This is a genomic window from Arthrobacter sp. TMN-50 (assembly GCF_054511125.1).
In genome coordinates this window covers 89010-111067 of record NZ_JBTNDG010000007.1, presented here as the reverse complement: position 1 = coordinate 111067, position 22058 = coordinate 89010, and the positions used below count along the sequence as shown (strand labels likewise).

General features: G+C 64.2%; 23 protein-coding genes. 20 read left to right on the top strand and 3 right to left on the bottom strand.

Going from position 1 to position 22058, the window contains the following annotated elements:
- The first annotated feature begins 2 nt into the window (after positions 1-2).
- From ACX80A_RS10410 to ACX80A_RS10330, 17 genes are all read left to right on the top strand, one after another.
- On the top strand, positions 3-2096 hold the full coding sequence (locus ACX80A_RS10410) for an acetyl/propionyl/methylcrotonyl-CoA carboxylase subunit alpha (RefSeq protein ID WP_459259629.1): 2094 nt from the start codon (positions 3-5) through the stop codon (positions 2094-2096).
- The gene (locus tag ACX80A_RS10405; RefSeq protein WP_459259628.1) at positions 2086-3246 is read left to right on the top strand and encodes an acyl-CoA dehydrogenase family protein; all 1161 of its coding nucleotides are present in this window, start codon (positions 2086-2088) and stop codon (positions 3244-3246) included. Before ACX80A_RS10410 ends, ACX80A_RS10405 begins: the two co-directional genes overlap by 11 nt.
- Before the next feature lie 34 nt (positions 3247-3280).
- Positions 3281-4123 carry a CoA transferase subunit A gene (locus tag ACX80A_RS10400; RefSeq protein ID WP_459259627.1) on the top strand — a complete coding sequence of 281 codons (843 nt, stop codon included), beginning with the start codon at positions 3281-3283 and terminating at the stop codon, positions 4121-4123.
- Between the two features lie 2 nt (positions 4124-4125).
- Positions 4126-4779 carry a CoA transferase subunit B gene (locus ACX80A_RS10395; RefSeq protein WP_459259626.1) on the top strand — a complete coding sequence of 218 codons (654 nt, stop codon included), beginning with the start codon at positions 4126-4128 and terminating at the stop codon, positions 4777-4779.
- Positions 4772-5293: a MaoC family dehydratase gene (locus tag ACX80A_RS10390; RefSeq protein ID WP_459259625.1), complete on the top strand. Its 522-nt coding sequence runs from the start codon at positions 4772-4774 to the stop codon at positions 5291-5293. Before ACX80A_RS10395 ends, ACX80A_RS10390 begins: the two co-directional genes overlap by 8 nt.
- Positions 5290-6102, top strand: a complete 813-nt coding sequence (locus ACX80A_RS10385) for an HpcH/HpaI aldolase/citrate lyase family protein (RefSeq protein WP_459259624.1) — start codon at positions 5290-5292, stop codon at positions 6100-6102. Before ACX80A_RS10390 ends, ACX80A_RS10385 begins: the two co-directional genes overlap by 4 nt.
- Positions 6103-6295: 193 nt before the next feature.
- Positions 6296-6967, top strand: coding sequence for an SDR family oxidoreductase (locus ACX80A_RS10380; RefSeq protein ID WP_459259623.1), 672 nt, complete (start codon positions 6296-6298; stop codon positions 6965-6967).
- 136 nt (positions 6968-7103) lie between these two features.
- A complete protein-coding gene (gene dxr / locus ACX80A_RS10375; protein WP_459259622.1) occupies positions 7104-8321 on the top strand; it encodes a 1-deoxy-D-xylulose-5-phosphate reductoisomerase in 1218 nt (405 codons plus the stop codon).
- A gap of 15 nt (positions 8322-8336) precedes the next feature.
- Entirely contained in the window at positions 8337-9692 is a 1356-nt protein-coding gene (locus tag ACX80A_RS10370) for a M50 family metallopeptidase (protein WP_459259621.1), read from the top strand.
- 102 nt (positions 9693-9794) lie between these two features.
- On the top strand, positions 9795-10394 hold the full coding sequence (locus tag ACX80A_RS10365; protein WP_459259620.1) for a MarR family transcriptional regulator: 600 nt from the start codon (positions 9795-9797) through the stop codon (positions 10392-10394).
- A 73-nt stretch (positions 10395-10467) separates the two neighbouring features.
- Positions 10468-10959, top strand: a complete 492-nt coding sequence (locus ACX80A_RS10360; RefSeq protein ID WP_459259619.1) for a hypothetical protein — start codon at positions 10468-10470, stop codon at positions 10957-10959.
- A 19-nt stretch (positions 10960-10978) separates the two neighbouring features.
- Positions 10979-11269 carry a YciI family protein gene (locus ACX80A_RS10355; RefSeq protein WP_459259618.1) on the top strand — a complete coding sequence of 97 codons (291 nt, stop codon included), beginning with the start codon at positions 10979-10981 and terminating at the stop codon, positions 11267-11269.
- A 46-nt stretch (positions 11270-11315) separates the two neighbouring features.
- Positions 11316-12482: a flavodoxin-dependent (E)-4-hydroxy-3-methylbut-2-enyl-diphosphate synthase gene (gene ispG / locus ACX80A_RS10350; RefSeq protein ID WP_171587380.1), complete on the top strand. Its 1167-nt coding sequence runs from the start codon at positions 11316-11318 to the stop codon at positions 12480-12482.
- Between the two features lie 61 nt (positions 12483-12543).
- Positions 12544-13365 (top strand): GNAT family N-acetyltransferase, encoded by an 822-nt coding sequence (locus ACX80A_RS10345; protein ID WP_459259617.1) that lies wholly within the window; start codon positions 12544-12546, stop codon positions 13363-13365.
- The gene (locus tag ACX80A_RS10340; protein WP_459259616.1) at positions 13362-14159 is read left to right on the top strand and encodes a hypothetical protein; all 798 of its coding nucleotides are present in this window, start codon (positions 13362-13364) and stop codon (positions 14157-14159) included. Before ACX80A_RS10345 ends, ACX80A_RS10340 begins: the two co-directional genes overlap by 4 nt.
- 107 nt (positions 14160-14266) lie before the next feature.
- Positions 14267-16066 carry a proline--tRNA ligase gene (locus ACX80A_RS10335; RefSeq protein ID WP_459259615.1) on the top strand — a complete coding sequence of 600 codons (1800 nt, stop codon included), beginning with the start codon at positions 14267-14269 and terminating at the stop codon, positions 16064-16066.
- Between the two features lie 9 nt (positions 16067-16075).
- On the top strand, positions 16076-16879 hold the full coding sequence (locus ACX80A_RS10330; protein ID WP_459259614.1) for a sulfite exporter TauE/SafE family protein: 804 nt from the start codon (positions 16076-16078) through the stop codon (positions 16877-16879).
- 20 nt (positions 16880-16899) lie between these two features.
- On the opposite strand, the gene ACX80A_RS10325 is transcribed toward ACX80A_RS10330, so the two are convergent.
- The 3 genes from ACX80A_RS10325 to ACX80A_RS10315 all read right to left on the bottom strand — a co-directional run bounded on the left by ACX80A_RS10325 (position 16900) and on the right by ACX80A_RS10315 (position 19926).
- Positions 16900-17910 carry an aminoglycoside phosphotransferase family protein gene (locus ACX80A_RS10325; protein ID WP_459259613.1) on the bottom strand — a complete coding sequence of 337 codons (1011 nt, stop codon included), beginning with the start codon at positions 17908-17910 and terminating at the stop codon, positions 16900-16902.
- Positions 17911-18028: 118 nt separating this feature from the next.
- Complete coding sequence (locus ACX80A_RS10320; protein ID WP_459259612.1) at positions 18029-18796, bottom strand: VIT1/CCC1 transporter family protein; 768 nt, start codon at positions 18794-18796, stop codon at positions 18029-18031.
- Positions 18797-18801: 5 nt separating this feature from the next.
- On the bottom strand, positions 18802-19926 hold the full coding sequence (locus tag ACX80A_RS10315) for a DUF4439 domain-containing protein (RefSeq protein ID WP_459259611.1): 1125 nt from the start codon (positions 19924-19926) through the stop codon (positions 18802-18804).
- A gap of 87 nt (positions 19927-20013) precedes the next feature.
- On the opposite strand from ACX80A_RS10315, the gene ACX80A_RS10310 reads away from it, so the two are divergent.
- The 3 genes from ACX80A_RS10310 (at position 20014) to ACX80A_RS10300 (ending at position 22025) form a co-directional block, all read left to right on the top strand.
- On the top strand, positions 20014-20655 hold the full coding sequence (locus tag ACX80A_RS10310; RefSeq protein WP_459259610.1) for a ribosome maturation factor RimP: 642 nt from the start codon (positions 20014-20016) through the stop codon (positions 20653-20655).
- Positions 20656-21627: a transcription termination factor NusA gene (gene nusA, locus ACX80A_RS10305; protein ID WP_459259609.1), complete on the top strand. Its 972-nt coding sequence runs from the start codon at positions 20656-20658 to the stop codon at positions 21625-21627.
- 89 nt (positions 21628-21716) lie between these two features.
- Positions 21717-22025: a YlxR family protein gene (locus ACX80A_RS10300; protein WP_459259608.1), complete on the top strand. Its 309-nt coding sequence runs from the start codon at positions 21717-21719 to the stop codon at positions 22023-22025.
- The last annotated feature ends 33 nt before the right edge of the window (positions 22026-22058 follow it).

Here is a 22058-nt window from a genome sequence, read left to right as displayed (position 1 = left end):
AAATGTTACCCATCGAACCCAATACTGATCCTGCCCTGTTTGATACCGTGCTGGTCGCCAACCGTGGCGAGATCGCGTGTCGGGTGATCCGTTCCCTCCGGGCACTGGGCATCCGGTCGGTCGCGGTCTATAGCGACGCCGACGCCGAGGCCCTCCACGTTCGCGAGGCCGACGTCGCGGTGCGGATCGGGCCGGCGTCACCAGCGCTGAGCTACCTGTCCATCGACGCTATCCTCGATGCCTGTCGGCGCACCGACGCCCAGGCGGTCCACCCCGGGTACGGATTCCTGAGCGAGAACCAGGCCTTTGCACAGGCGCTGAGCGACGCCGGGATTGCTTTCATCGGCCCCCCGGTGCACGCCTTGAATGTGATGGGCGACAAGATCCGGTCCAAAAACCATGTCATGGACCATGGGGTGCCGGTGGTGCCCGGCATCGCCCGGCCCGGGCTGACCGATGAGCAACTGCTGGAGGCTGCGGTCGACGTCGGGTTCCCGCTCCTGATCAAGCCCTCGGCTGGTGGTGGCGGCAAGGGAATGCACGTGGTCGACCGGCAGGAGGACCTGGCCGGGACACTGCCGACCGCTCGCCGCGTTGCGGCGTCGGCCTTCGGCGACGACACCCTGTTCCTGGAACGCCTGATCGTCACGCCGCGGCACATCGAAGTCCAGATCCTCGCCGACAACCACGGCAACGTCATCCATCTGGGGGAGCGGGAGTGCTCCCTACAGCGCCGGCATCAGAAGGTCATTGAGGAGGCCCCCTCGCCCCTGCTCGATGAGGCGACCAGGGCCCGCATCGGTGAAGCGGCCTGCAGTGCGGCCCGCAGCGTCGACTACAGCGGAGCGGGAACCGTGGAGTTCCTCGTCTCAGCCGACGCACCCGATGAGTTCTTCTTCATGGAGATGAATACCCGGCTCCAGGTGGAGCACCCCGTCACCGAACTGGTCACGGGCATTGACCTGGTGCAGTGGCAGGTCCGCATCGCCGCGGGTGAGATGCTCACCCTGTCCCAGCACGACGTCGTGCTCACCGGACACGCGGTCGAGGCACGGGTTTATGCCGAGGACCCCGAGGATGAGTTCTTGCCGTCCACGGGCACCGTGATCCAGCTCGTGGAACCCGTCGGGGAGGGAATCCGGGTGGACAGCTCGCTGCTCAGCGGACTGGAAATTTCGGCCAGCTATGATCCGATGCTTTCCAAGGTGATCGCGTGGGGGCCGCACCGCTCCGAGGCCCTCGCCCGGTTGGACCGGGCGCTCGCCGACACCGTGGTGCTGGGTATCAACACCAATATCGAGTACCTCAAGCTGCTGATCAACGACGACGACGTCCGCGCCGGCCGTCTCGACACCACCATGATCGAACGCAAGCTGCCGGCACTGGAGTTCCGCCGTATCTCCGACGAGGAAATCTCAATCCTTGCGGCCATTGGGGCGGGCAACTCCGTGTCCGAGCCTGCCAGTTTCCGTCCGGCCGGATCGCCCTGGGCCCGCCGGGACGGGTGGCGGATTGGAACCCACCGTCCCCGCACATTACGTGTCGCCGTCGCTCCTGGCGACGTCCGGGAGGTGCTCGTGCAGCCGACGGCTTCGGGCTACGTCGTCCGTCTCGGCGGCGGCCCAGCACGGTCCGTGACCCACAATCCGGCCCAGGGCACTGTGACGGTGGACGGCATCCGCCGTCGGGCAGCCATCGAACAGCACGGCGCTACCATCTGGTATGCCGACGCGGGGTGGTCGACGTCGGTCCGGGTGCTCGACAGGACCGAGCGGCTCGAAACCCAGCTTTCGCAGATCGCCCGGTCCGAAGGAACCGCAGACCCTGAGGTGCGCTCCACGATGCCGGGAACCGTCACCTCGGTGTCAGTTTCAGACGGCGACGCGGTGGTCGCAGGCCAGACGCTACTCAGCGTCGAGGCCATGAAGATGGAGCACCAGTTGACGGCCTCAGTCGCTGGCACCGTGGCCATCCACCTCCAAGCCGGTGATCTGGTCAAAGCCAACCAGGTCGTTGCACGAATTCACGCGACAGAAATCCCGCCGACGCCGCAGCCCACACCCAATGAAGGAAGAAACGCAAGTCATGAACTTTGAACTCAGTGAGGAATACCAGGACCTCGTCGACACCGTTCGCAATTTCGCCGACGAGGTGGTGGCGCCAGTATCGGCTAAGCATGACGAGGAGCACAGCTTCCCGTACGCCGTCGTGGATCAGATGGCCGACATGGGCCTGTTCGGGTTGCCCTTCCCCGAGGAATACGGCGGAATGGGTGGAGACTATTTTGCCCTCTGCCTCGCCCTGGAACAGCTGGCCCGGGTCGATCAGTCAGTGGCAATCACCCTTGAGGCCGGTGTGTCGCTCGGGGCGATGCCGGTCTACCGGTTCGGCACTGAGGAGCAGAAGCAGGAGTGGCTTCCGCTACTGGCCAGCGGCAAGGCACTCGGCGGCTTCGGCCTGACCGAGTCGGAGGCCGGATCGGATGCGTCAGGGACCAAAACTACGGCGAAACTTGTCAACGGTGAATGGGTCATCAACGGCACCAAGGAGTTCATCACCAACTCCGGCACCGACATCACCCGTCTGGTCACCGTCACCGCGGTCACCGACACCATCACGCGCGACGACGGGTCGGTGAAGAAGGAGATTTCGACCATCCTGGTCCCGTCCAACACACCGGGCTTCAAGGCTGAGAAGGCCTACAACAAGGTGGGGTGGAACGCCTCGGACACCCACCCGCTCACGCTGACCGATGTCCGCGTTCCCGAAGCCAATCTGCTGGGTGCCCGCGGCCGTGGCTACGCCAACTTCCTCCAGATCCTGGACGAAGGCCGCATCGCCATCGCTGCGCTGGCTACCGGTGCCGCTCAGGGCTGCGTCGAAGAGTCGATCAAGTACGCCAAGGAACGTCAGGCGTTCGGTACCAACATCGGGTCGTTCCAATCGATCCAGTTCAAAATTGCGCGGATGCAGGCCCGCGCGCATACCGCGCGGCTCGCGTACTACGACGCCGCGTCCCGCATGCTCGCTGGTACGCCGTTCAAGACGCAGGCTTCCATCGCTAAGCTGGTGGCGGGTGAAGCTGCCATGGATAACGCCCGTGACGCCACCCAGATTTTCGGCGGTTACGGCTTTATCAACGAGTTCACTGTCTCACGCCACTATCGGGATTCGAAGATTCTTGAGGTGGGCGAGGGAACCACCGAGGTTCAGCTGATGCTGATCGCCCGGGAGCTCGGCCTCTAGCAGCCCGTCAAACGCCAGTACTGAAGGAGTTACAGTGATCGACAAAGTTGTTGCGACGGCCGCCGAGGCGGTGTCCGATATCCCCGATGGTGCGTCCCTGGCCGTCGGTGGGTTTGGGCTGTGCGGAATTCCAGTGGCCCTGATCGACGCGCTGCACCAGCAGGGCACCACCGACCTTGAAACCATCAGCAACAACTGCGGTGTCGACAACTGGGGGCTGGGTGTTCTGCTGCTCGATGGTCGCATCCGCCGGACCATCAGCTCCTATGTGGGTGAGAACAAGGAATTTGCGCGTCAGTACCTGTCGGGTGAACTGGAGGTGGAGTTGACGCCGCAGGGCACCCTCGCCGAACGGCTGCGCGCCGGCGGTGCCGGTATCCCAGCGTTCTACACTCCGGCCGGGGTGGGCACGCAGGTGAGCGAGGGGGGATTGCCGCAGAAGTATGACGACGCCGGCAACGTCACCATCGCTTCGGCACCAAAGGAGGTACGCATGTTCGGCGGGCAGGACTATGTATTGGAAGAGTCGGTCAACCCCGACTACGCGCTGGTCCATGCCTGGAAGGGTGACCGGCACGGGAATCTTGTTTTCCATGCCACCGCGATGAACTTCAACCCGCTCTGCGCACAGGCGGGAAAGATCACGATCGCAGAAGTCGAAGAACTGGTGGAGCCGGGGCAGCTCGATCCCGGGCACGTCCATATACCAGGCATTTTCGTTCAGCGTGTGGTGCTCACACCGAGTCCGGAGAAGCGGATCGAGAAGCGGACCGTGTCACTGGCATCCGAGCAGGCGTCCTCCGACCAGTCGTCAGCCGCCGAACAGCCACTGTTTTCCGAAGCGTCTGATGTTTCCAACCCGGCGAAGGCGGTCTGACCATGGCACTGACACGTAATGAGTTGGCAGCCCGCGTTGCCCGGGAACTGGAAAACGGGCAGTACGTCAACCTGGGTATCGGCATGCCAACTCTGATTCCCAACTACATCCCGGAGGGTGTTGAAGTGGTGCTGCATTCGGAGAACGGGATTCTCGGCGTCGGCCCCTATCCCACCGAAGAGCAGCTGGATCCTGACCTGATCAACGCCGGCAAGGAGACGGTCACGGTAAATTCCGGTGCGGCCTTCTTCGACTCGGCGGCTTCCTTCGGCATGATCCGCGGCGGCCATGTTGATGTGGCGGTTCTAGGCGCAATGGAAGTGGCCGAGAATGGCGACCTCGCCAACTGGATGATTCCCGGCAAGATGGTCAAGGGCATGGGCGGCGCCATGGACCTGGTGTTTGGCGCCAAGCGGGTCATTGTGATGATGGAGCACGTTGACCGCAGCGGCAAAGCGAAGATCGTTGCATCCTGTTCGCTGCCATTGACGGGCAAGGGGTGCGTCAACCGGATCATCACAGATCTGGCGGTGATCGACGTCGTTCCCGACCGCGACGGCGGCACGCTGGTGTTGCGCGAAACGGCGCCCGGGGTGAGTGTCGATGAGGTGATCGCCGCCACCGGCGCCCACCTTGAGGTAGACCTCCATGGCTGAGCCGACGTCGGGATCGGAGTCGTCGGGAACGGACCGGACCGTCATCGAGCAGCGCGGCCTGTACTTCGATGAGCTCGATACCGAGGTGATTTATTCGCACCAGCCGGGGCGCACCCTGACCGAGGCGGATAACGTCCTGTTCACCACCATGACCATGAACACCCAGGCGTTGCACCTCGATGCCGCGTGGAGCGAGTCGCAGCCATTTGGGCAGCGACTGATGAATTCGATGCTGACGTTGGCAACCGTAGTGGGGCAATCAGTCCCGCAACTGACGCAGGGGACCATTGTGGCGCAGCTGGGCATGACCAACGTACGTTTTCCGCACCCGTTGTTTCCTGGCGACACCCTGTATACCGAAACTGTGGTGACGGAGAAGCGGCTGTCCGCGTCGCGTCCTGGCCAGGGAATTGTCACCATGGATCACACCGGCCGCAATCAGGACGGGACCGTGGTTGCTACGCTGACCCGGAGCGTGCTGATGTGGACCAAGGAAGGGCACCAGAACTCATGAGTACGTTCACGATGGGCCCGGCGCTGTTGTTCTGTCCGGCCGATCGGCCGGAGCGGTTTGGCAAGGCGGCCGAGCGTGCGGATGCGGTCATTCTCGATCTTGAGGATGCTGTTGCGCCAGCGGGTAAGGCTGCGGCACGCGATGCCGTAGCGGCCAGCCGGCTCGATCCGTCGCGGACCCTTGTGAGAATCAACCCTGCATCGACCGCCGACTTCGCGCTGGATGTGGAGATGTTGAAACACACGGCATACCGCACGGTCATGCTGGCGAAGGCCGAAGCGGCGGCCGATCTATGGAGCCTGAATCCATTTGCGGTTGTTGCGTTATGTGAAACCGCGACCGGAATCCTCAACGCCCAGGCGATCGCAGCTGAGCCCAATGTTGTGGCTCTGATGTGGGGCGCGGAGGACCTGGTGGCATCGTTGGGTGGCTCGTCGAGCCGTCACGACGACGGGTCGTACCGCCAGGTGGCATCGCATGCGCGATCGCACGTGTTGCTTTCGGCGGCGGCTGCTGGCAAGGCGGCGATGGATTCGGTGTATATCAACATCGCTGATCTCGACGGGTTGGCTGTTGAATCGCGCGACGCCGTGGCGTCCGGTTTCGACTCGAAGGCGTGTATCCATCCGAGCCAGGCGCCGGTAATTCGGGAGGCGTATCGCCCCGCTACTGAAGAGGTCGACTACGCGCGAGCGGTTCTCGCCGAGGCTGCCCAGAGTGGTGGTGTGTTCCAGTTTCGGGGGCGGATGATCGACGGTCCCATCCTTCGCCATGCTGAGCAGACCTTGGCCCGTGCCGGCGAGAGCTGAGCGATCCCAGGGAAAATATCGCATAAGGCGACGCTGTCCTGCACAAGTGCTTTCGCGGTGCGGTCCGGGAGCCTCAGCGCGCACCCCCACCTCAGCCGCCGCAGGAACCGCCATCATCAGCATTCTCAGCTGACTCACCGCCTCCGGATCTACCCGAGGGAATTTGGAGGGCACCCTTAGCCGTTACCCCAGTATGAGAACAGTGATAGCAGGAGCCCACGGAAAAATTGCCCGCGAACTCACCCGCCAGCTAGTTCAGCAGGGTCATGAGGTTATTGGCCTGGTCCGTAACCCCGAGCACAACAAGGACATTGAGAACGACGGCGGCACCCCAGTAGTGGTTGACCTCGAGTCGAGCCCCGCAGCTGAGATTGCCACCGCGCTGACCGGTGCTGACGCCGTCGTTTTCGCAGCAGGTGCCGGACCAGGAAGCAGCGCAGAACGCAAGGATACAGTCGACCGCGGCGCTTCGGTGCTGCTGGCAGACGCGGCGGAAATAGCCGGCGTCGGGCGGTTTGTGCAGGTTTCGTCCATGGGGGCTGACTCGGTCCGCGATGGCCACCGCCCCGACGGACTCGACGACATCTTCTACGCCTATCTCCAGGCCAAGCTCGCCGCCGAAGAAGACCTGGCTGCACGGACCTCCTTCAGCTGGACCATCGTCCGGCCCGGTGGATTGACCGACGATCCTGCAACCGGCCGTGTGCGCCTTACGGCGAAGACCGGTCAGGGATCGGTGCCGCGGAAGGACGTCGCAGCAGTGATCGCGGCACTGCTTGAGTCAAAGCTGGGGGACCGGCAGGTGCTTGAGCTAATCTCCGGTGAGGAAGCCATCGCAGACGCCCTCGCCTCGATCAACCGCTAAGCGGTCCAGCCCGCAATATCCGCGAGATCACAGAAACGGCCTCCGGGCTCAGATACTGCCAATCCAATCGGCGGAGGTGAGCCCGGAGGTCGTTTTTTTTGCGTATCTGAACCTGCCCGTGCGCGATACTTGAATCATGGTATTCACCGTCCCAGACACAGGACGCCGCCGGGTCGTCATCCTCGGATCCACCGGCTCGATCGGCACCCAGGCTATCGACGTCATCCGGGAGGCTCCGGATCGGTTTACTGTCACGGCGCTGGCGGCTGGCGGCGGAAACCTCACGCTACTGGCGGAACAGGCCGTCGCCACCAACGCCCAGGCAGTCGCTTCAGCCACCGGCACCGAAGCGGAAATCAGTGCTGCCATCCGTGCCGCAGCCGCAAGGACAGCATCAGGCAAGAATTACTCGCCGACGCTGTTTACCGGTCCCGAGGCCACAGCCCACCTCGCCGCCTGGCCCGACGCCGACGTCGTCCTCAATGGCATTACCGGATCCATCGGGCTCGCCCCGACCCTCGCAGCACTCAAAGCCGGACATCTGCTCGCCCTTGCCAACAAGGAATCCCTCATTGTCGGCGGCCAACTGGTCCACAACGAAGCAGTCGACGGCCAGATTGTCCCAGTGGATTCCGAACACTCGGCCATCGCCCAGTGCCTGCGCTCCGGCACCGCCAATGAGGTGGACCGGCTGATCCTCACCGCATCGGGCGGCCCCTTCCGCGGCAAAGCGAGGAAGGACCTCCAGAACGTCACCCCCCAGCAGGCCCTCGCTCACCCCACCTGGGACATGGGCAAAATGGTCACGACCAATTCCGCGACCATGGTTAATAAGGCGCTTGAGGTGATCGAGGCGTACCTGCTCTTCGGCATCCCGCTGGAGCGGATCGACGTCGTCGTTCATCCCCAGTCGATCATTCACTCAATGGTGCAGTTCGCTGATGGGTCAACGATCGCCCAGGCGTCGCCGCCTGACATGCGCCTACCGATTGCCCTCGGCCTGGGCTGGCCACACCGGGTTCCGGGCGCGGCAACCCCCTGCGACTGGACGACGGCGACCACCTGGACCTTCGAGCCCCTCGACGAGGAGGCGTTCCCAGCCGTCCGGCTCGCCAAGGCCGCTGCCGAGCGTGGCGGAACGGCCATGGCGGTCTTTAACGCCGCCAATGAAGAAGCGGTCGAAGCTTTTCACAGCGGAGCGATAGGTTTCACTGACATTGTGGATACGGTAGAGGCCGTCACCGCCGAGCACGACAGCAGCGGGCCACTCACTCTCAGCAGCGTGCTCGACGCCGAGAAACGGGCACGCTCGCTCGCCCGGATTCGTTGTGGTGTGCAGGATCAGTTCAGCTAAGCCAAAGGAAACGCGTTGACCATTTTGCTCTTCGTTCTGGGAGTGCTCTTCGTTGCAGTAGGTATTGCTGCGTCTATCGCTCTGCACGAAGTGGGGCACCTTGTCCCCGCCAAGCTCTTCAAGGTCCGCGTCACGCAATACATGATCGGGTTCGGGCCCACGCTTTTCTCCCGCCGCCGCGGCGATACCGAATACGGGTTCAAGGCCATCCCACTGGGCGGCTACGTCTCCATGGTGGGGATGTTCCCGCCAGCCAAGGATAACGGCGCTGGCGCCGGGACGGCAGTGCGCCCATCCAGCACCGGGATGTTCCAGCAACTGACCTCCGATGCGCGGCAGGCCGCCGCCGAGCAGCTCCGTCCCGGCGACGAGAACCGGGTTTTCTACAAGCTGCCGATCTACAAGCGCATCATCATCATGCTCGGCGGGCCAGTGATGAACCTCATCATTGGCGTCGTCATGTTCGCCATCCTCATCATGGGCTTCGGGTCGCCGCAGGCGACCACCACGGTGTCCGAGGTCTACGAGTGCGTGGTCCCAGCCAATCAGCAGGCCTCCACCGGTCAAACCGCCTGCACCGACGAGGATCCCGCCGCTCCAGCCTTCGACGCCGGGCTGCAACCCGGTGACCGGGTGGTGAGCTACGACGGTCAGGAGGTCACCGACTGGACCCAGCTGTCCGCGTGGATCCGGGACACTGCTGGCGACGAAACCGACATCAGTTACGTTCGCGACGGCGAAACAGTCACCACCACGATCACCCCCCTGCTGACTGAACGGCCCGTTCCCGACATCGACGGACGGCCCAAGCTCGACGACGACGGTAGTCCAGTCCTCGAAGCCGTCGGGTTTATCGGCGTCGGGTCCCAGCAGGAACTGGTGCCGGGGTCGGCCAGCGATGTGCTGCCCGCAGTGGGGGAGAACGTCGTCGCAGTGACCGGAGTGGTGATCAACCTCCCGCAACGTGTCGTCGAGGTGGGGCAGGCGGCGTTCTCGGATGCACCACGCGATCCAGAGGGTCCGATCAGTGTGGTCGGCGTCGGCCGGATTGCCGGTGAGGTTTCCGCGATGGACGAAATCCCCATCGAATCCCGGTTGGCGACCCTGGTGGGCCTGGTGGGCGGCGTCAATATCGCCTTGTTTGTCTTCAACCTCATCCCCTTGCTGCCCCTCGACGGCGGCCACATCGCGGGTGCGCTGTGGGAAGGAATCCGCCGGACCTTCGCACGGTTATTCAAGCGCCCTGACCCCGGGCCCTTCGACATGGCCAAGCTCCTCCCGCTCACCTATGTGGTGGCAGTTCTGCTCATGGGCATGGGCGCCCTGCTGATCTATGCGGACATTGTGAAGCCAGTTAGTCTTTTCGGCTAGCGTCCTCCCGGTCCGCCCCGGGCGAACAACTCCAAATGGTTGCAAAACAAGTTGAGCGCTAATTAGGTTGTTATTACGTCTACAACTGTTTAGGGTTGACCTATGTTCGTCATGACGATCGACCAGAAGGGCAGTTCCCAAGCCGACGACGGCGTCCCCGACCTCCTCAATCTGCTGCGGCAGGTACCGACCGTCCTTCCCTTCGATCGATCAGTGGGCGACGAAGTGCAGGGGGTCCTTGACTCGCCGGAGGCGGTCGTCGACGTCGCACTGCTCTGCCTTCGGACGGGCGGCTGGTATGTCGGGATCGGGGTTGGGGGCGTGGACCGGCCCCTGCCATCAAGCGCGCGTGAAGGGAGAGGTTCCGCTTTCGTCGCCGCCCGTTCGGCAGTCGAACGAGCCAAGAAGGCGGGCGACCGGGCGGCCGTCACAGTGGATGGCGGATCGGGGAGCGCCGAAGCGGAGGGTGTGCTAATGCTGATTGGGCTGCACGTCATGAAACGGACTGCAGCCGAATGGAGGGTCCTCGATCTGCTGGAACCAGGCAAGTGGGGGAGCCAGACTGCCGTGGCGCGACAGCTTGGCATCACCTCCCAGGCCGTGAGTAAGGCGGTCGCCCGCTCGGCGTGGGTCGAGGAATGGGCTGCCAGGCCTGCCGCGGCCGTGCTGTTGCAGCGGGCCGACACCGCTTTCCGACGGTAAGCCGCTTCCGTGCGCAAAGCGTCAGACCCAGACTGTAGAGTCCCGGAGTAACGACAGGAAGACGAGGGCCTACATGGAAGCGCTGTGGATACTACTGACGCTGCTGGTGGCGGCCGGTGCCGGCTGGCCAGTGACTACCGGCGTGCTGAAGCTCGCACGCTCGGTCGATGAGCACGAGAAGACAGTGCAGGAGAAGGCGGCAGAGCACGAAAAGAAGCACGGGCCGCCGACTACCGCCGAGCAGGTGAGGGGCGAAGACGCCCCAAGGGTCGTGATCCCCGATCCGCCAGCACGCGAACCCGCTACGCCGGCGCAGCCAGCACCCCGTCCCGGGGTCCTGCGCGGCGGTCTCGTGATCGGCGTCCTCGAACGTCTCGGGGTGGCTGGAGCCATCCTCGCCAACGAACCGGTGGCAATTGCCTACGTGGTGGCGATCAAGGGCCTCGGCAGGTACGCGGAGTTGAAGGAAACCCCAGCGGTAGCCGAACGCTTCATCATCGGAACCCTGACGTCCCTCTTGTGGGCCGCCGCCGTCGCCGGCTTCGCGGCGGCGTACCTCCTGTAATCACGTATAAGGTGGATCCATGAGTGTTTTCGCAGTGGAATATGTGTATGGCCCCGATACCTCCGACCTACGCGATGAGCACCGGCCGGCTCACCGCGAGTGGCTCACCACCCTCGCGAGCGATGGGCGGGTCCTTGCTTCCGGCGCATTCGCAGATGGTGCAGGTGCGCTCCTGATCTTTACCGCCGATGATGAGCAGTCGCTCAACGATCTCCTTCGCCAGGATCCCTTCGCACTCCAGGGTGCCATCGCAGCGGTCAAGGCCACCGAGTGGAAGCCCGGCATCGGCCTGCTGTCGCAGTATGCCTAAAAGCCACCACCTTTGATGTACCGATGACCTACACATGGAGGATCCTTTGACCTCGGTCAGTTTAGGAATGCCAGCCGCCCCACCGCCCGTCCTTGCTCCCCGCCGCAAAACCCGGCAAATCAAGGTGGGCTCTGTGGGCGTGGGATCGGATTCGCCCATCAGCATCCAGTCCATGACCACCACCCCCACCACCGATATCAATGCGACCCTGCAGCAGATTGCTGAACTGACGGCCACCGGCTGCGACATCGTACGCGTCGCATGCCCGTCCGCCGACGACGCCGCAGCCCTGCCGATCATCGCCCGGAAGTCGCAGATCCCAGTCATCGCCGATATCCATTTCCAGCCGAAGTACGTTTTCGCGGCCATCGATGCTGGCTGCGCTGCCGTCCGGGTCAACCCAGGGAACATCCGCAAGTTCGACGACCAGATCAAAGAGATCGCCGCTGCAGCCAAGGCCGCCGGAACTTCGATCCGCATCGGCGTCAACGCCGGCTCCCTCGACCCGCGACTGATGGAAAAATACGGCAAGGCAACCCCGGAAGCGCTGGTCGAGTCGGCTGTCTGGGAAGCCTCCCTCTTCGAGGAACACGACTTCCACGACTTTAAAATCTCCGTCAAACACAATGACCCGGTGATTATGGTCCGCGCCTACGAGCTGCTGGCCGAACGGGGCGACTGGCCCCTACACCTCGGCGTGACGGAGGCAGGTCCTGCCTTTCAGGGCACCATCAAGTCGGCGACAGCGTTCGGTGCGCTGCTCGCCAAGGGGATCGGCGACACCATCCGTGTGTCGCTTTCCGCTCCGCCGGTCGAGGAAATCAAGGTCGGAAACCAGATCCTACAGTCGCTGAACCTGCGGCCGCGCAAACTGGAAATAGTGTCCTGCCCGTCGTGTGGACGTGCGCAGGTAGACGTCTACACCCTCGCCGAGCAGGTGACCGCCGGCCTCGAAGGCATGGAGATCCCGCTCCGAGTGGCGGTGATGGGGTGTGTGGTGAATGGCCCAGGCGAAGCCCGTGAGGCTGACCTTGGGGTGGCCTCCGGCAACGGCAAAGGCCAGATTTTCGTGAAGGGACAAGTCATCAAGACTGTTCCCGAGGACCAGATTGTTGAGACACTCATTGAAGAAGCCATGAGGATAGCTGAAGAAATGGGGGAAGCCGATGGCGAGACTGCTGGCCAGGGTGGCCCCATGGTTACCGTCAGTTAGGTCGCACACTGAGCCACTCGACCCGGCCGGTCCCGCGGATCCCGTCGTGGCCGATGGGTTCATGACGCTCGACAAAGAGCACAACGAAGCCCTCGGACGGCTGGTCGAGCGTGACCCGACCGCCAACGTCTTCATCGCCTCGCACCTCGAGGCGTCCCGCGGCCTGTCGCCGTCCTATGCGGGTGGCGAAGTAATCGGCATTGTTCGTGACGGTGAGCTGGTCTCGGCCTGCTGGGCCGGGGTCAACCTGGTACCCATCGGAGTCTCGGCGGCCGACGGCGCCGCCCTCGGGACCTACCTTGGGCAGTCACAACGAAAATTCTCCTCGATCTTCGGCCCCTCCGACGCGGTGCTGGCCATCTGGTCCACCCTGCGGGATCACAGTCCAGAGCCATTCGATGTACGCCCCGCCCAGCCGCTGCTGGCCATCACCGGACAACCCTGGGTCGAACCCGCAGCCGGGCTCCGATTCACCCGCGAAGACGAACTGGACGTCATTGTGCCAGCATGCGCCGCGATGTTCGAGGAAGAGGTTGGCTACTCACCCTTCACCGGTGGAGGCGAACACTACCGTCGCAGGGTGGCGTCACTGGTCCGGCGGCAGGCGTCCCTGGCAGATTTCGACGACGACGGCCAGGTGATCTTCAAAGCCGAACTTGGCACGGTCTCGAGCACCACGGTTCAGATCCAGGGCGTCTGGATGAACCCGGCCTACCGAGGGCAGGGGCTCAGCGCGAGCTACCTTGCCGCCGTCGTCCTCGCCGCCCAGCGACGCGCCCCGGTAGTGAGTCTCTACGTCAACTCGTTCAACACGAGGGCGCTGGCAGCCTACCGCACGGTGGGATTCAGTGAAGTAGGGACCTTCGCCACGGTCTTGCTATGAGCGGGCGGGACGGCCGCTGGCTGACCGTTCTCTCATGTGCCGTTCTGCTTGCTGGCACCGGATGCAGTGCGGGCGACACTGATGACCTCCCACCCCCCGCTACGCTGTCGGCCGAACCGACCACCGACCCAGCCGACAGCGCCGGTGACCCAACCGACAGCGCCGACGCCGGCGGCGCCCCGGCAGCCAGCCTGGACGCCGAGTTCACGCCCGACGAGCTGGCAGCAGCACTGGCAACAGTGAATGCTGAAGAGTCGCTCGAAGGGGTCATCCTGACAGACTCGGACATCCGGGAGCTCGTCGTGGAGTCCGGCAGCAGGAACCCTGGCGATCTGACCGTCTCGCCCGAGGAATGCAACGTCTTCGCCGACCCGGATCTCACCAAACAGGCCCTGAACGCCGCTCTCGCCACCATGACCTTCGCCGGAGCATCGTCACTGCAACCGGATTCCGTCAGTCTGACCAGCCACGCATCGGATGAAGTGATCGAGGACCAGCTCGATGCCAACCGGGACCAGCTCGCTGACTGCTCCGAGTTCGAGATGGACATCGCTGGGGAGACGGTGATGGTGCGCGTGAGCGAGCTGGAGGTTGCTACGATCGCCGACGAGGCGTTCGCGGTCCAGACCGTGGTCCAGGTGCCGGGGACTATCCAGCAGACCGTTTCGCTGACCGCCGTCGTTGGGACCACCACCATCAACGTGACAGTGGGCAGCTCGGGGGACAGCGCGGTGGATCTGGTCCGGGGGCGGGACCTCGTGGACACGACGGTTACCGCACTACGCGGCCTCTAGCGGTTCACGACGTGGGCCCGGTGTCACCGGTGTCTGCCGGAAACGGTTAGATTGGTATCTGATTAAGCTGCCGAGGCAGTCAGTGCTGAAGAAACGGATTCAAACGCGTGGTCCTTCGACTTTCCACCCTTTTCCTGCGCACCCTGCGCGAGGACCCCTCCGACGCCGAGGTAGCCAGCCACCGGCTCCTCGTCCGGGCCGGCTATATCCGCAGGGCAGCGCCCGGGATCTACACCTGGCTGCCGCTGGGGTTGCGGGTGCTCGGCAAGGTGGAGACCATCATCCGCGAGGAAATGGCAGCCATCGGCGCCCAGGAAGTTCACTTCCCTGCGCTGCTCCCCAAAGAGCCCTACGAGGCAACCAACCGGTGGACTGAGTACGGCGATGGAATCTTCCGGTTGCAGGATCGCAAAGGCGCGGACTACCTGCTCGCACCCACCCACGAGGAAATGTTCACCCTCCTGGTGAAGGACCTGTACAACTCGTACAAGGACCTCCCGCTGAGCCTTTTCCAAATCCAGTCGAAGTACCGCGACGAGGCACGCCCCCGCGCTGGCCTACTGCGTGGCCGTGAATTCATCATGAAGGATTCGTACTCGTTCGACGTTGACGACGCCGGCCTGGAGGACAGCTATCAGCTACACCGCGGCGCCTACCTGCGGATCTTCGAGCGTCTCGGCCTGACAGTGGTCCCCGTTGCCGCCACCGCGGGCGCGATGGGCGGATCCAAGAGCGAGGAGTTCCTGCACCCATCGGAAATCGGCGAAGACACGTTCGTCGCATCGGAGGGTGGCTACACAGCCAACGTCGAGGCGGTCACCACCGTCGTGCCGGCAGAGATCGACTTCACCGGTGCCGCGCCGGCTGACATCAAGGACACCCCTGACACGCCGACCATTGACACGCTGGTCAACCATGCAAACGAAGTTCTCCCGCGGGACGATCGTCAGTGGACCGCCGCTGACACCCTGAAAAACGTGGTGCTCGCCGCGGTCCTGCCCACCGGCGGACGCCGCTTGGTGATCATCGGCCTGCCTGGCGACCGGACGGTCGACCTGAAACGCATTGAAGCCAACCTCGCGCCGCATCTTGAGGTCGGCGGCGAAGTGATGGTGGAGCCAGCCTCGGAGGAGGACCTCAGGAAGCACCCAGGCCTCGTCAAGGGGTATATCGGTCCGGGGCTGAGCCTCGACGCTCCAGTGCTCGGCGCGGACGGGTCAACCGGGATTCCGTATTTGGTGGACCCACGGGTCGTCTCGGGGACGGCCTGGATCACCGGAGCCAACGTCTCCGGCAAACACGTCTTCGGCCTGGTGGCTTCCCGCGACTTCGCCTGGGACGGGGTCATCGAAGCTGTCGAGGTGCGCGACGGCGACGAGGCACCCGACGGGTCCGGTCCGCTGAAGGCGGCCCGCGGCATCGAGATGGGCCATATCTTTCAGCTCGGCAGGAAATACGCTGAGGCGTTGGGACTGAAGGTCCTCGACCAGAACGGCAAACTCGCAACGGTCACCATGGGCTCCTACGGCGTCGGGGTAACCCGCGCCATCGCAGCCCTCGCCGAATCCAACCGGGACGACAAGGGCATTATCTGGCCACGGAATGTGGCCCCCGCCGACATCCACCTGGTCGCCACCGGCAAGGGCGAGGAAATCTTCGCCGCAGCCAACCAGCTTGCCGAGGACCTCACAGCCGCCGGGTTGGACGTCATGTACGACGACCGGCCCAAGGTTTCCCCGGGGGTGAAGTTCGGCGACGCCGAGCTGATCGGCGTGCCGACCATCGTCGTCGTCGGGCGTGGCCTGGCCGACGGCGTGGTAGAGGTCAAGGACCGCCGCAGCGGCGAGGCGGAGAACGTCGCAGTGGCAGAGGTTGTTGAACACCTCCGCCTGCTCGTCACCCAGTAGCGGGACCGGATGTACTCCGGGCTGGAAGAGATCCAGCTCGCGACCCTCCTCCTGGTGTTGGTTGCGGGATTCGCTGCGGGCTGGGTGGATGCCGTAGTGGGTGGCGGCGGGCTGCTTCAGCTGCCCGCCCTGCTCCTGGTACCCGGGATCACCCCGGTACAGGCGCTGGCGACCAACAAGATGGGATCCTTCTTTGGCACCACCACCAGCGCCATCACCTATTACCGGCGGGCGAAACCGGACCTGAAGACCGCGTTACCGATGGCTGGTATCGCCCTGGTGGGCGGGTTTGGCGGTGCCATCATCGCCGCCTCCCTACCGTCGTCGGTGTTCAAGCCCATCATTGTGGTGGCGCTGATCGCTGTCGCCGTGTTCACCGCGTTCCGCCCTACCGTGGGGACGCTGACGAAGCTCCGCCACACCGGCAGGCGGCATTACGGAACGGCTGCGGCAATCGGTATGGTGATCGGGTTCTACGACGGGCTGATCGGGCCGGGCACCGGGTCTTTCCTGATCATCGCCATGGTGACGCTGCTCGGCTACAGCTTCCTGGACGCCAGCGCGAAGTCGAAAATCGTGAACCTGGCAACCAACTTTGGCGCGCTGATGTTCTTCCTCCCGAATGGCTCGCTGCTATGGGGGCTGGGCCTGGTGCTCGGCCTCGCCAACATGGCCGGTGGCTACCTCGGCTCACGAATGGCCATCACGCAGGGCAGCAAGTTCGTCAGGATTGTCTTCCTCGTGGTGGTGTCCGCCCTGGTCGCCAAACTCGGCTACGACGTATGGATCGAGAACCTCCAGCCGATCCTGTAGGTCCGGGGTCGAAACGGAGCTTATGGCCTGAGCAGGTCTGTTGAGGCTGGCAGCTCGGGCAGGGTGCGCCGCAGCAGGGTGCTGGTCACCCACAGGGAGCGCTGGGCATCGTCCTTATTCCCGGATTCAACGGCCGAGAGCGCATTCTGCACCTCCCTGACCACAGCCCAGTCCCGCGCCAGCAGCGGGTCCAGGCCGGCGGCGAACGCCAGATCGGAGCATCTCTCCCGAAGATGGCCCGCCGGGTCCCCAGGAAACAGATCGCCAATCCGGTTCCACAGCATGGGCGCGACGGCGAACTCGGCATCTCCGACCACCGGCTTCGGGTCGATCGCCACATAGCCGGAAGCCGCAGCACCTGCCCCGACTAATCCCGGTCGGGGGAGGATGTTGGAATAGTGAAGGTCGGAATGTACCAGTACGTCCTGCTCCGACCGGCGCCCCACCGCACCCCGCACCTGGCAGACCTCCAGCGCACACTCAAGCAGCCACCGCTCGAACGGCCGTCCCAGCCGGTCCCAATCAGCAGGCAGCGTGTCAGTCCACATCTCGGCCTGGGCGGCGACCGAAGGGATGTCCTGCCACAGGTCGCCGTCGCCCGGGCGGAGCGACAGGGACCGAACCAGCGCGCCCCACACGGAGGCCGTCTCCTCCAGTGGTATCCCGGCAAGCGACTGATCACCGTCCAAACGCTCCAGCAGCAGAACATAGTCGTCGCGGGCCGCCGCAAGCAGGCGCACGGCACCCCGGCCGGCCCAAAGTGCCAGCGCATCGGGTTCGGGGAGTGCCTCGTCGTGGGGGACCGATAGTTTCAGAACGGCCGGACTGCCATCGCCACGCCGCACAGGGAAGACCACCGCTGCGCTGCCGAACCAGGGTCGAACCGTGCCGGGAAGGTCAAGGCTCAGATCCCACTCGGCCACCCGGAGCTGGACCAGGTCCTGCCACCTGGTAAGCCAGCCGCGTCCGCCCGGAAGACGCAGCGCATTGCTGACCAACGCGGCGGGAAGCTCGACTCCGAATACGTCCACGAGGCTAAGTCTAGGCTTCACCGGCCCGCCCAACCGGCCCCGCCGAGCGGTGAGTTCTAGTGAACCACTAGAACTCGCCAGGTCGCCAGAGCTCACTCCTCGGCGGTTGGTGGAAGCATCACACGAGGTTACTTGCGCCCAGCCAGGACCCGATCACAAAGGTCGCCACAAGAGCCAACGCACCACCGGCCACGACGCGGACTGAGGCCCGGGTCTTGGACCCGCCACCAATCGACGCCCCCACCGCCCCAGTCACCGACAAGGCAACCAGCACTGCACCGAATGTGGTGGGGACCCGCCACTCAGGCGGCGGCAGTAGAATCGCCAACAGGGGCAGGACCGCCCCCAGAAAGAAGGCAGCGGCGGAAGCGAACGCGGCATTCCAGGCGCTGACGACGTCGGTCTCTTTGATTCCCAGCTCGGCGTCCAGATGCGCGGCAAGGGCGTCGTGGCTGGTGAGCTCCACCGCCACGGTGCGGGCCGTGGCAGGGGTGAGCCCGCGGTCCTCATAGATGGCCGCGAGTTCGGCCAGTTCCTCATCTGGTTGTTCCCTGAGCTCGCGGCGTTCCTTCTCAATGAGGAACTTCTGACTGTCACTCTGGCTGCTCACCGAGACGTACTCGCCAAGCGCCATCGAAATGGCCCCGCCAACCAGTGCCGCCAGGCCGGCGGTCAGGATGGGGCCCGTAGCATTCGTCACTCCTGCGACGCCGACCACTATCGCTGCCACCGACACGATTCCGTCATTGGCACCGAGGACGCCCGCGCGCAGCCAGTTCAGGCGGTGCGCCAGATCGCTGCGGTGTGGCTCGTCGCTATGCAGCACTGCGTTAGCTCCTGTGTCTGGACTAGGAACACCGCTTGGATCGGGAACGCTGTCTGACATGGTGGCTACCCTTCAGGATTTCGCTCGGTAATGCCGGGAAACGTCTCAACGATGTCGGTGGTCGTATGCCGGTGATCGGTGACCGCAGTGAACCGTTGGACCGCCCAACGCCGTGCCGCACCGTCCGTCAACCCCACCAGATCGGCGTACATGCCGACCAGGCTTGCGTCGAGGGCGGCGAGTGCCGCGGCCGGGTCCTCAACGAATCCAGGGTCGAGTGCGAACGCGGGGATGTGCGGAGGGAATGGGACACAGGCATCAGCATCGAGCAGGACCTCACCCTCCATTGCCGCGGCTGCGTGCTGGTCCGCCAGCGTGTCGAGGGGCGCCGGGTCGGGTGTGCGGGCCGCGGTGACCTCGTACGCGTAGGCCGACCGATATTCGGCGGCCACCGCCTCAGCCAGCCAGCCAGTTTCAGTACTATTCGCCGGAGTGGCGCCAGTGCAGTCGGGCGGCGATTCCACCGCGGCGGCCGGTAACGCCGGTACCGGCGGAACCTCAAGGTCCTGCAGCCCGGCCAGCGTCACTGCCTGATGCCGTTGACTGGCACCCACTGAGGCGAGGAGCCGCGCCAGACCCGGCTCGGCGGTGAGTGCGGCGTTGAGGTTCTGTTGGGCTGAGCCGAACAGGTCAGCCACAAACCCGGATGGCGTGGGTGTCGGCTCCGGGGGGACCGAAGGCCCGGTGGAAGCGCCCGCGGATGGCTCGGGGAGGTGTTGGGACTCCGTGGGGACGCCTTCGGCGGGCAGATCGGTGGCCACCGGCGCGGACAGCAGTGGGTGTCTGAGGGCGCCGGCCTGGTCCTGCAGCATGTCAGCGGTCACGGTGTAGGTGCCGCCTAAACCGGACCCGGGGTCGGCCGACTGGGCGGTGGCAGCAAGCATCGTTGCCGCCGTCGCAAGATCCGCTGCCCTGGCCTCCGCAGCCAGCTGCGCTTCCTCGGTCAACGACAGGGGCGGCGGGCCCTCGGATGGTGAGCCGTCGAGATTCAATCCGAGGGCAACCACGAGAGTGAAGGCAAGGAGGAGGGCAAGCGTCCTGATGGTTCGTCGTGCGACGGAGCGCGCGGCGTCGGGCAAGCCGGAACCCCGAGGGGCAACAGAGTCCTTCACAACTCCTGATGATGTCATGATCCCCGCCCGTTCGGCAGCCGATACACCGCACACGTCGGAAAGTCGGTACCCTAGAGCTACAACATCATCGAGTGGGAGGCAGCAATGGCGGTTCGGCCGGGCACAGACAGTCCGCCTGCGGCGGGCACGCTGCAGCAACAGGCACGCGAAGCCGCCGACCAGGGCGAATCGGCCAGGCTCACAGCGATGCTGCTGCCCACCGTTGAGGAGCACGGGCTCTTTCTGGAGGCCGTTGAGATCAAATCCGCAGGATCCGAGCGGATAGTCAACGTGGTAGTCGACCTTCCAGAGGATCAGACCGGCGCTGTCAACCTGGACCTCATTTCCGAGGTGGCTCACGACGTCTCACTCGCGATGGACGCCGACCCGCACGACCACGGGCGCCCCTACAGCCTCGAAGTATCCTCACCGGGGGTATCGCGCCCCCTCACCCAGCCCCGCCACTGGCGGCGCAACGTTGGTCGACTGGTAACGATCCGCCCATCAAAGGGCGACGACGTGACCGGCCGGCTCCTGGAAGTCACCGATGATGGCGTCCGGTTGACCCCCCACCTACCCGTAAAAAAGGGGATGAAGCCGAAAACGGGTGACCCCCTGACTCTGATGTTCACTGACATCCGTAAAGGGACAGTGCAGGTCGAGTTTGCGCATCCTGACGACACCGGGGACGAAGGCATCCAGGATGATGCCCGCCCCACCACGACACACCCAGCTTCGGAGGCCTAAATGGATATTGATATGAGTGCGCTAAGGCTGCTTGAACGCGAACGGGAAATTCCGCTGGAGCTCCTGATCCCCACCATCGAGCAGGCGTTGCTGGTGGCCTATCATAAGACCGCGGGATCGCAGGACACTGCGCGGGCCGAACTGGATCGCAAGAGCGGTCACGTCACCATCTGGGCCACCGAGACCGACGACGACGGCGCGCCGGTTGGCGAGTTCGACGACACCCCCACCGGTTTCGGCAGGATTGCGGCGAGCACCGCCCGCCAGATCATCCTGCAGCGGTTGCGTGATGCCGAGGACGACAACATCCTTGGGGAGTTCCGCGGGAAAGAGGGTGAACTGGTTGCCGGCATGATCCAGCAAGGCACTAACCCCCACATGATCCAGGTCAACCTGGGATCGGTCGAGGCACTGCTGCCACCGCCCGAGCAGGTTCCGGGCGAAAAATACCTGCACGGAACCCGGCTGCGGGCGTTCGTCGTCGACGTCCACCGCGGCATGAAGGGCCCCTCGATCACGCTGTCGCGATCCCATCCGGGACTCGTGAGGAAGCTGTTCGAACTGGAGGTGCCGGAGATCGCCGACCATACGGTCGAGATTGTCGCCCTTGCCCGTGAGGCAGGACACCGCACCAAGATTGCCGTCAGGGCCCAGATACCGGGTGTCAACGCCAAGGGTGCGTGTATCGGTGAAATGGGTTCCCGTGTGCGGGCGGTCATGAACGAGCTCAACGACGAAAAAATCGACATTGTCGACTACAGCGACGATCCGGCTACCTTCATTGCCAGTTCACTGTCGCCGTCACGGGTGTCATCGGTCACGATCACCGACGAGAGCACCCGTTCAGCCCGCGTCGTGGTCCCCGACTATCAGCTCTCGCTGGCCATCGGTAAGGAGGGCCAGAACGCCCGCCTGGCTGCAAAGCTGACCGGCTGGCGGATCGACATCGTGTCCGACGCCGTCAAGGCCTGAACACCCGCGAGTACCGGGGATGCAGTCTTGCCTGCGGATAAGCGCTAGAATGGAAGAGGCTTAGGTCATTGCCATCCCAACAAACCGCCATGAGAACGTGCGTGGGTTGCCGGAACCGTGATGACCAGGCTGTTTTGCTGCGGTTGGTGAAAGACAATGTGGACGGTTCCAACGCCGTCGTGATTGACGATCGCCGCCGGCTCTCCGGTAGAGGTGCGTGGTTGCACCCCCAGCCGGCGTGCATGGAACAGGCACTTAAACGCGGTGCGTTCAACCGCGCCTTCCGGTGCCAGGTTGACACTCGCGACGTTGAGGATCGGCTCCACGCACTCAAGGAAGCTTCGCTACGAAGCCGCCCCAAACAAACCGTCCTCCCTGAAAGCGGGTCAGAAAACTGATGGATTCCCGATGAGTACCCAGCGATGAGTGCC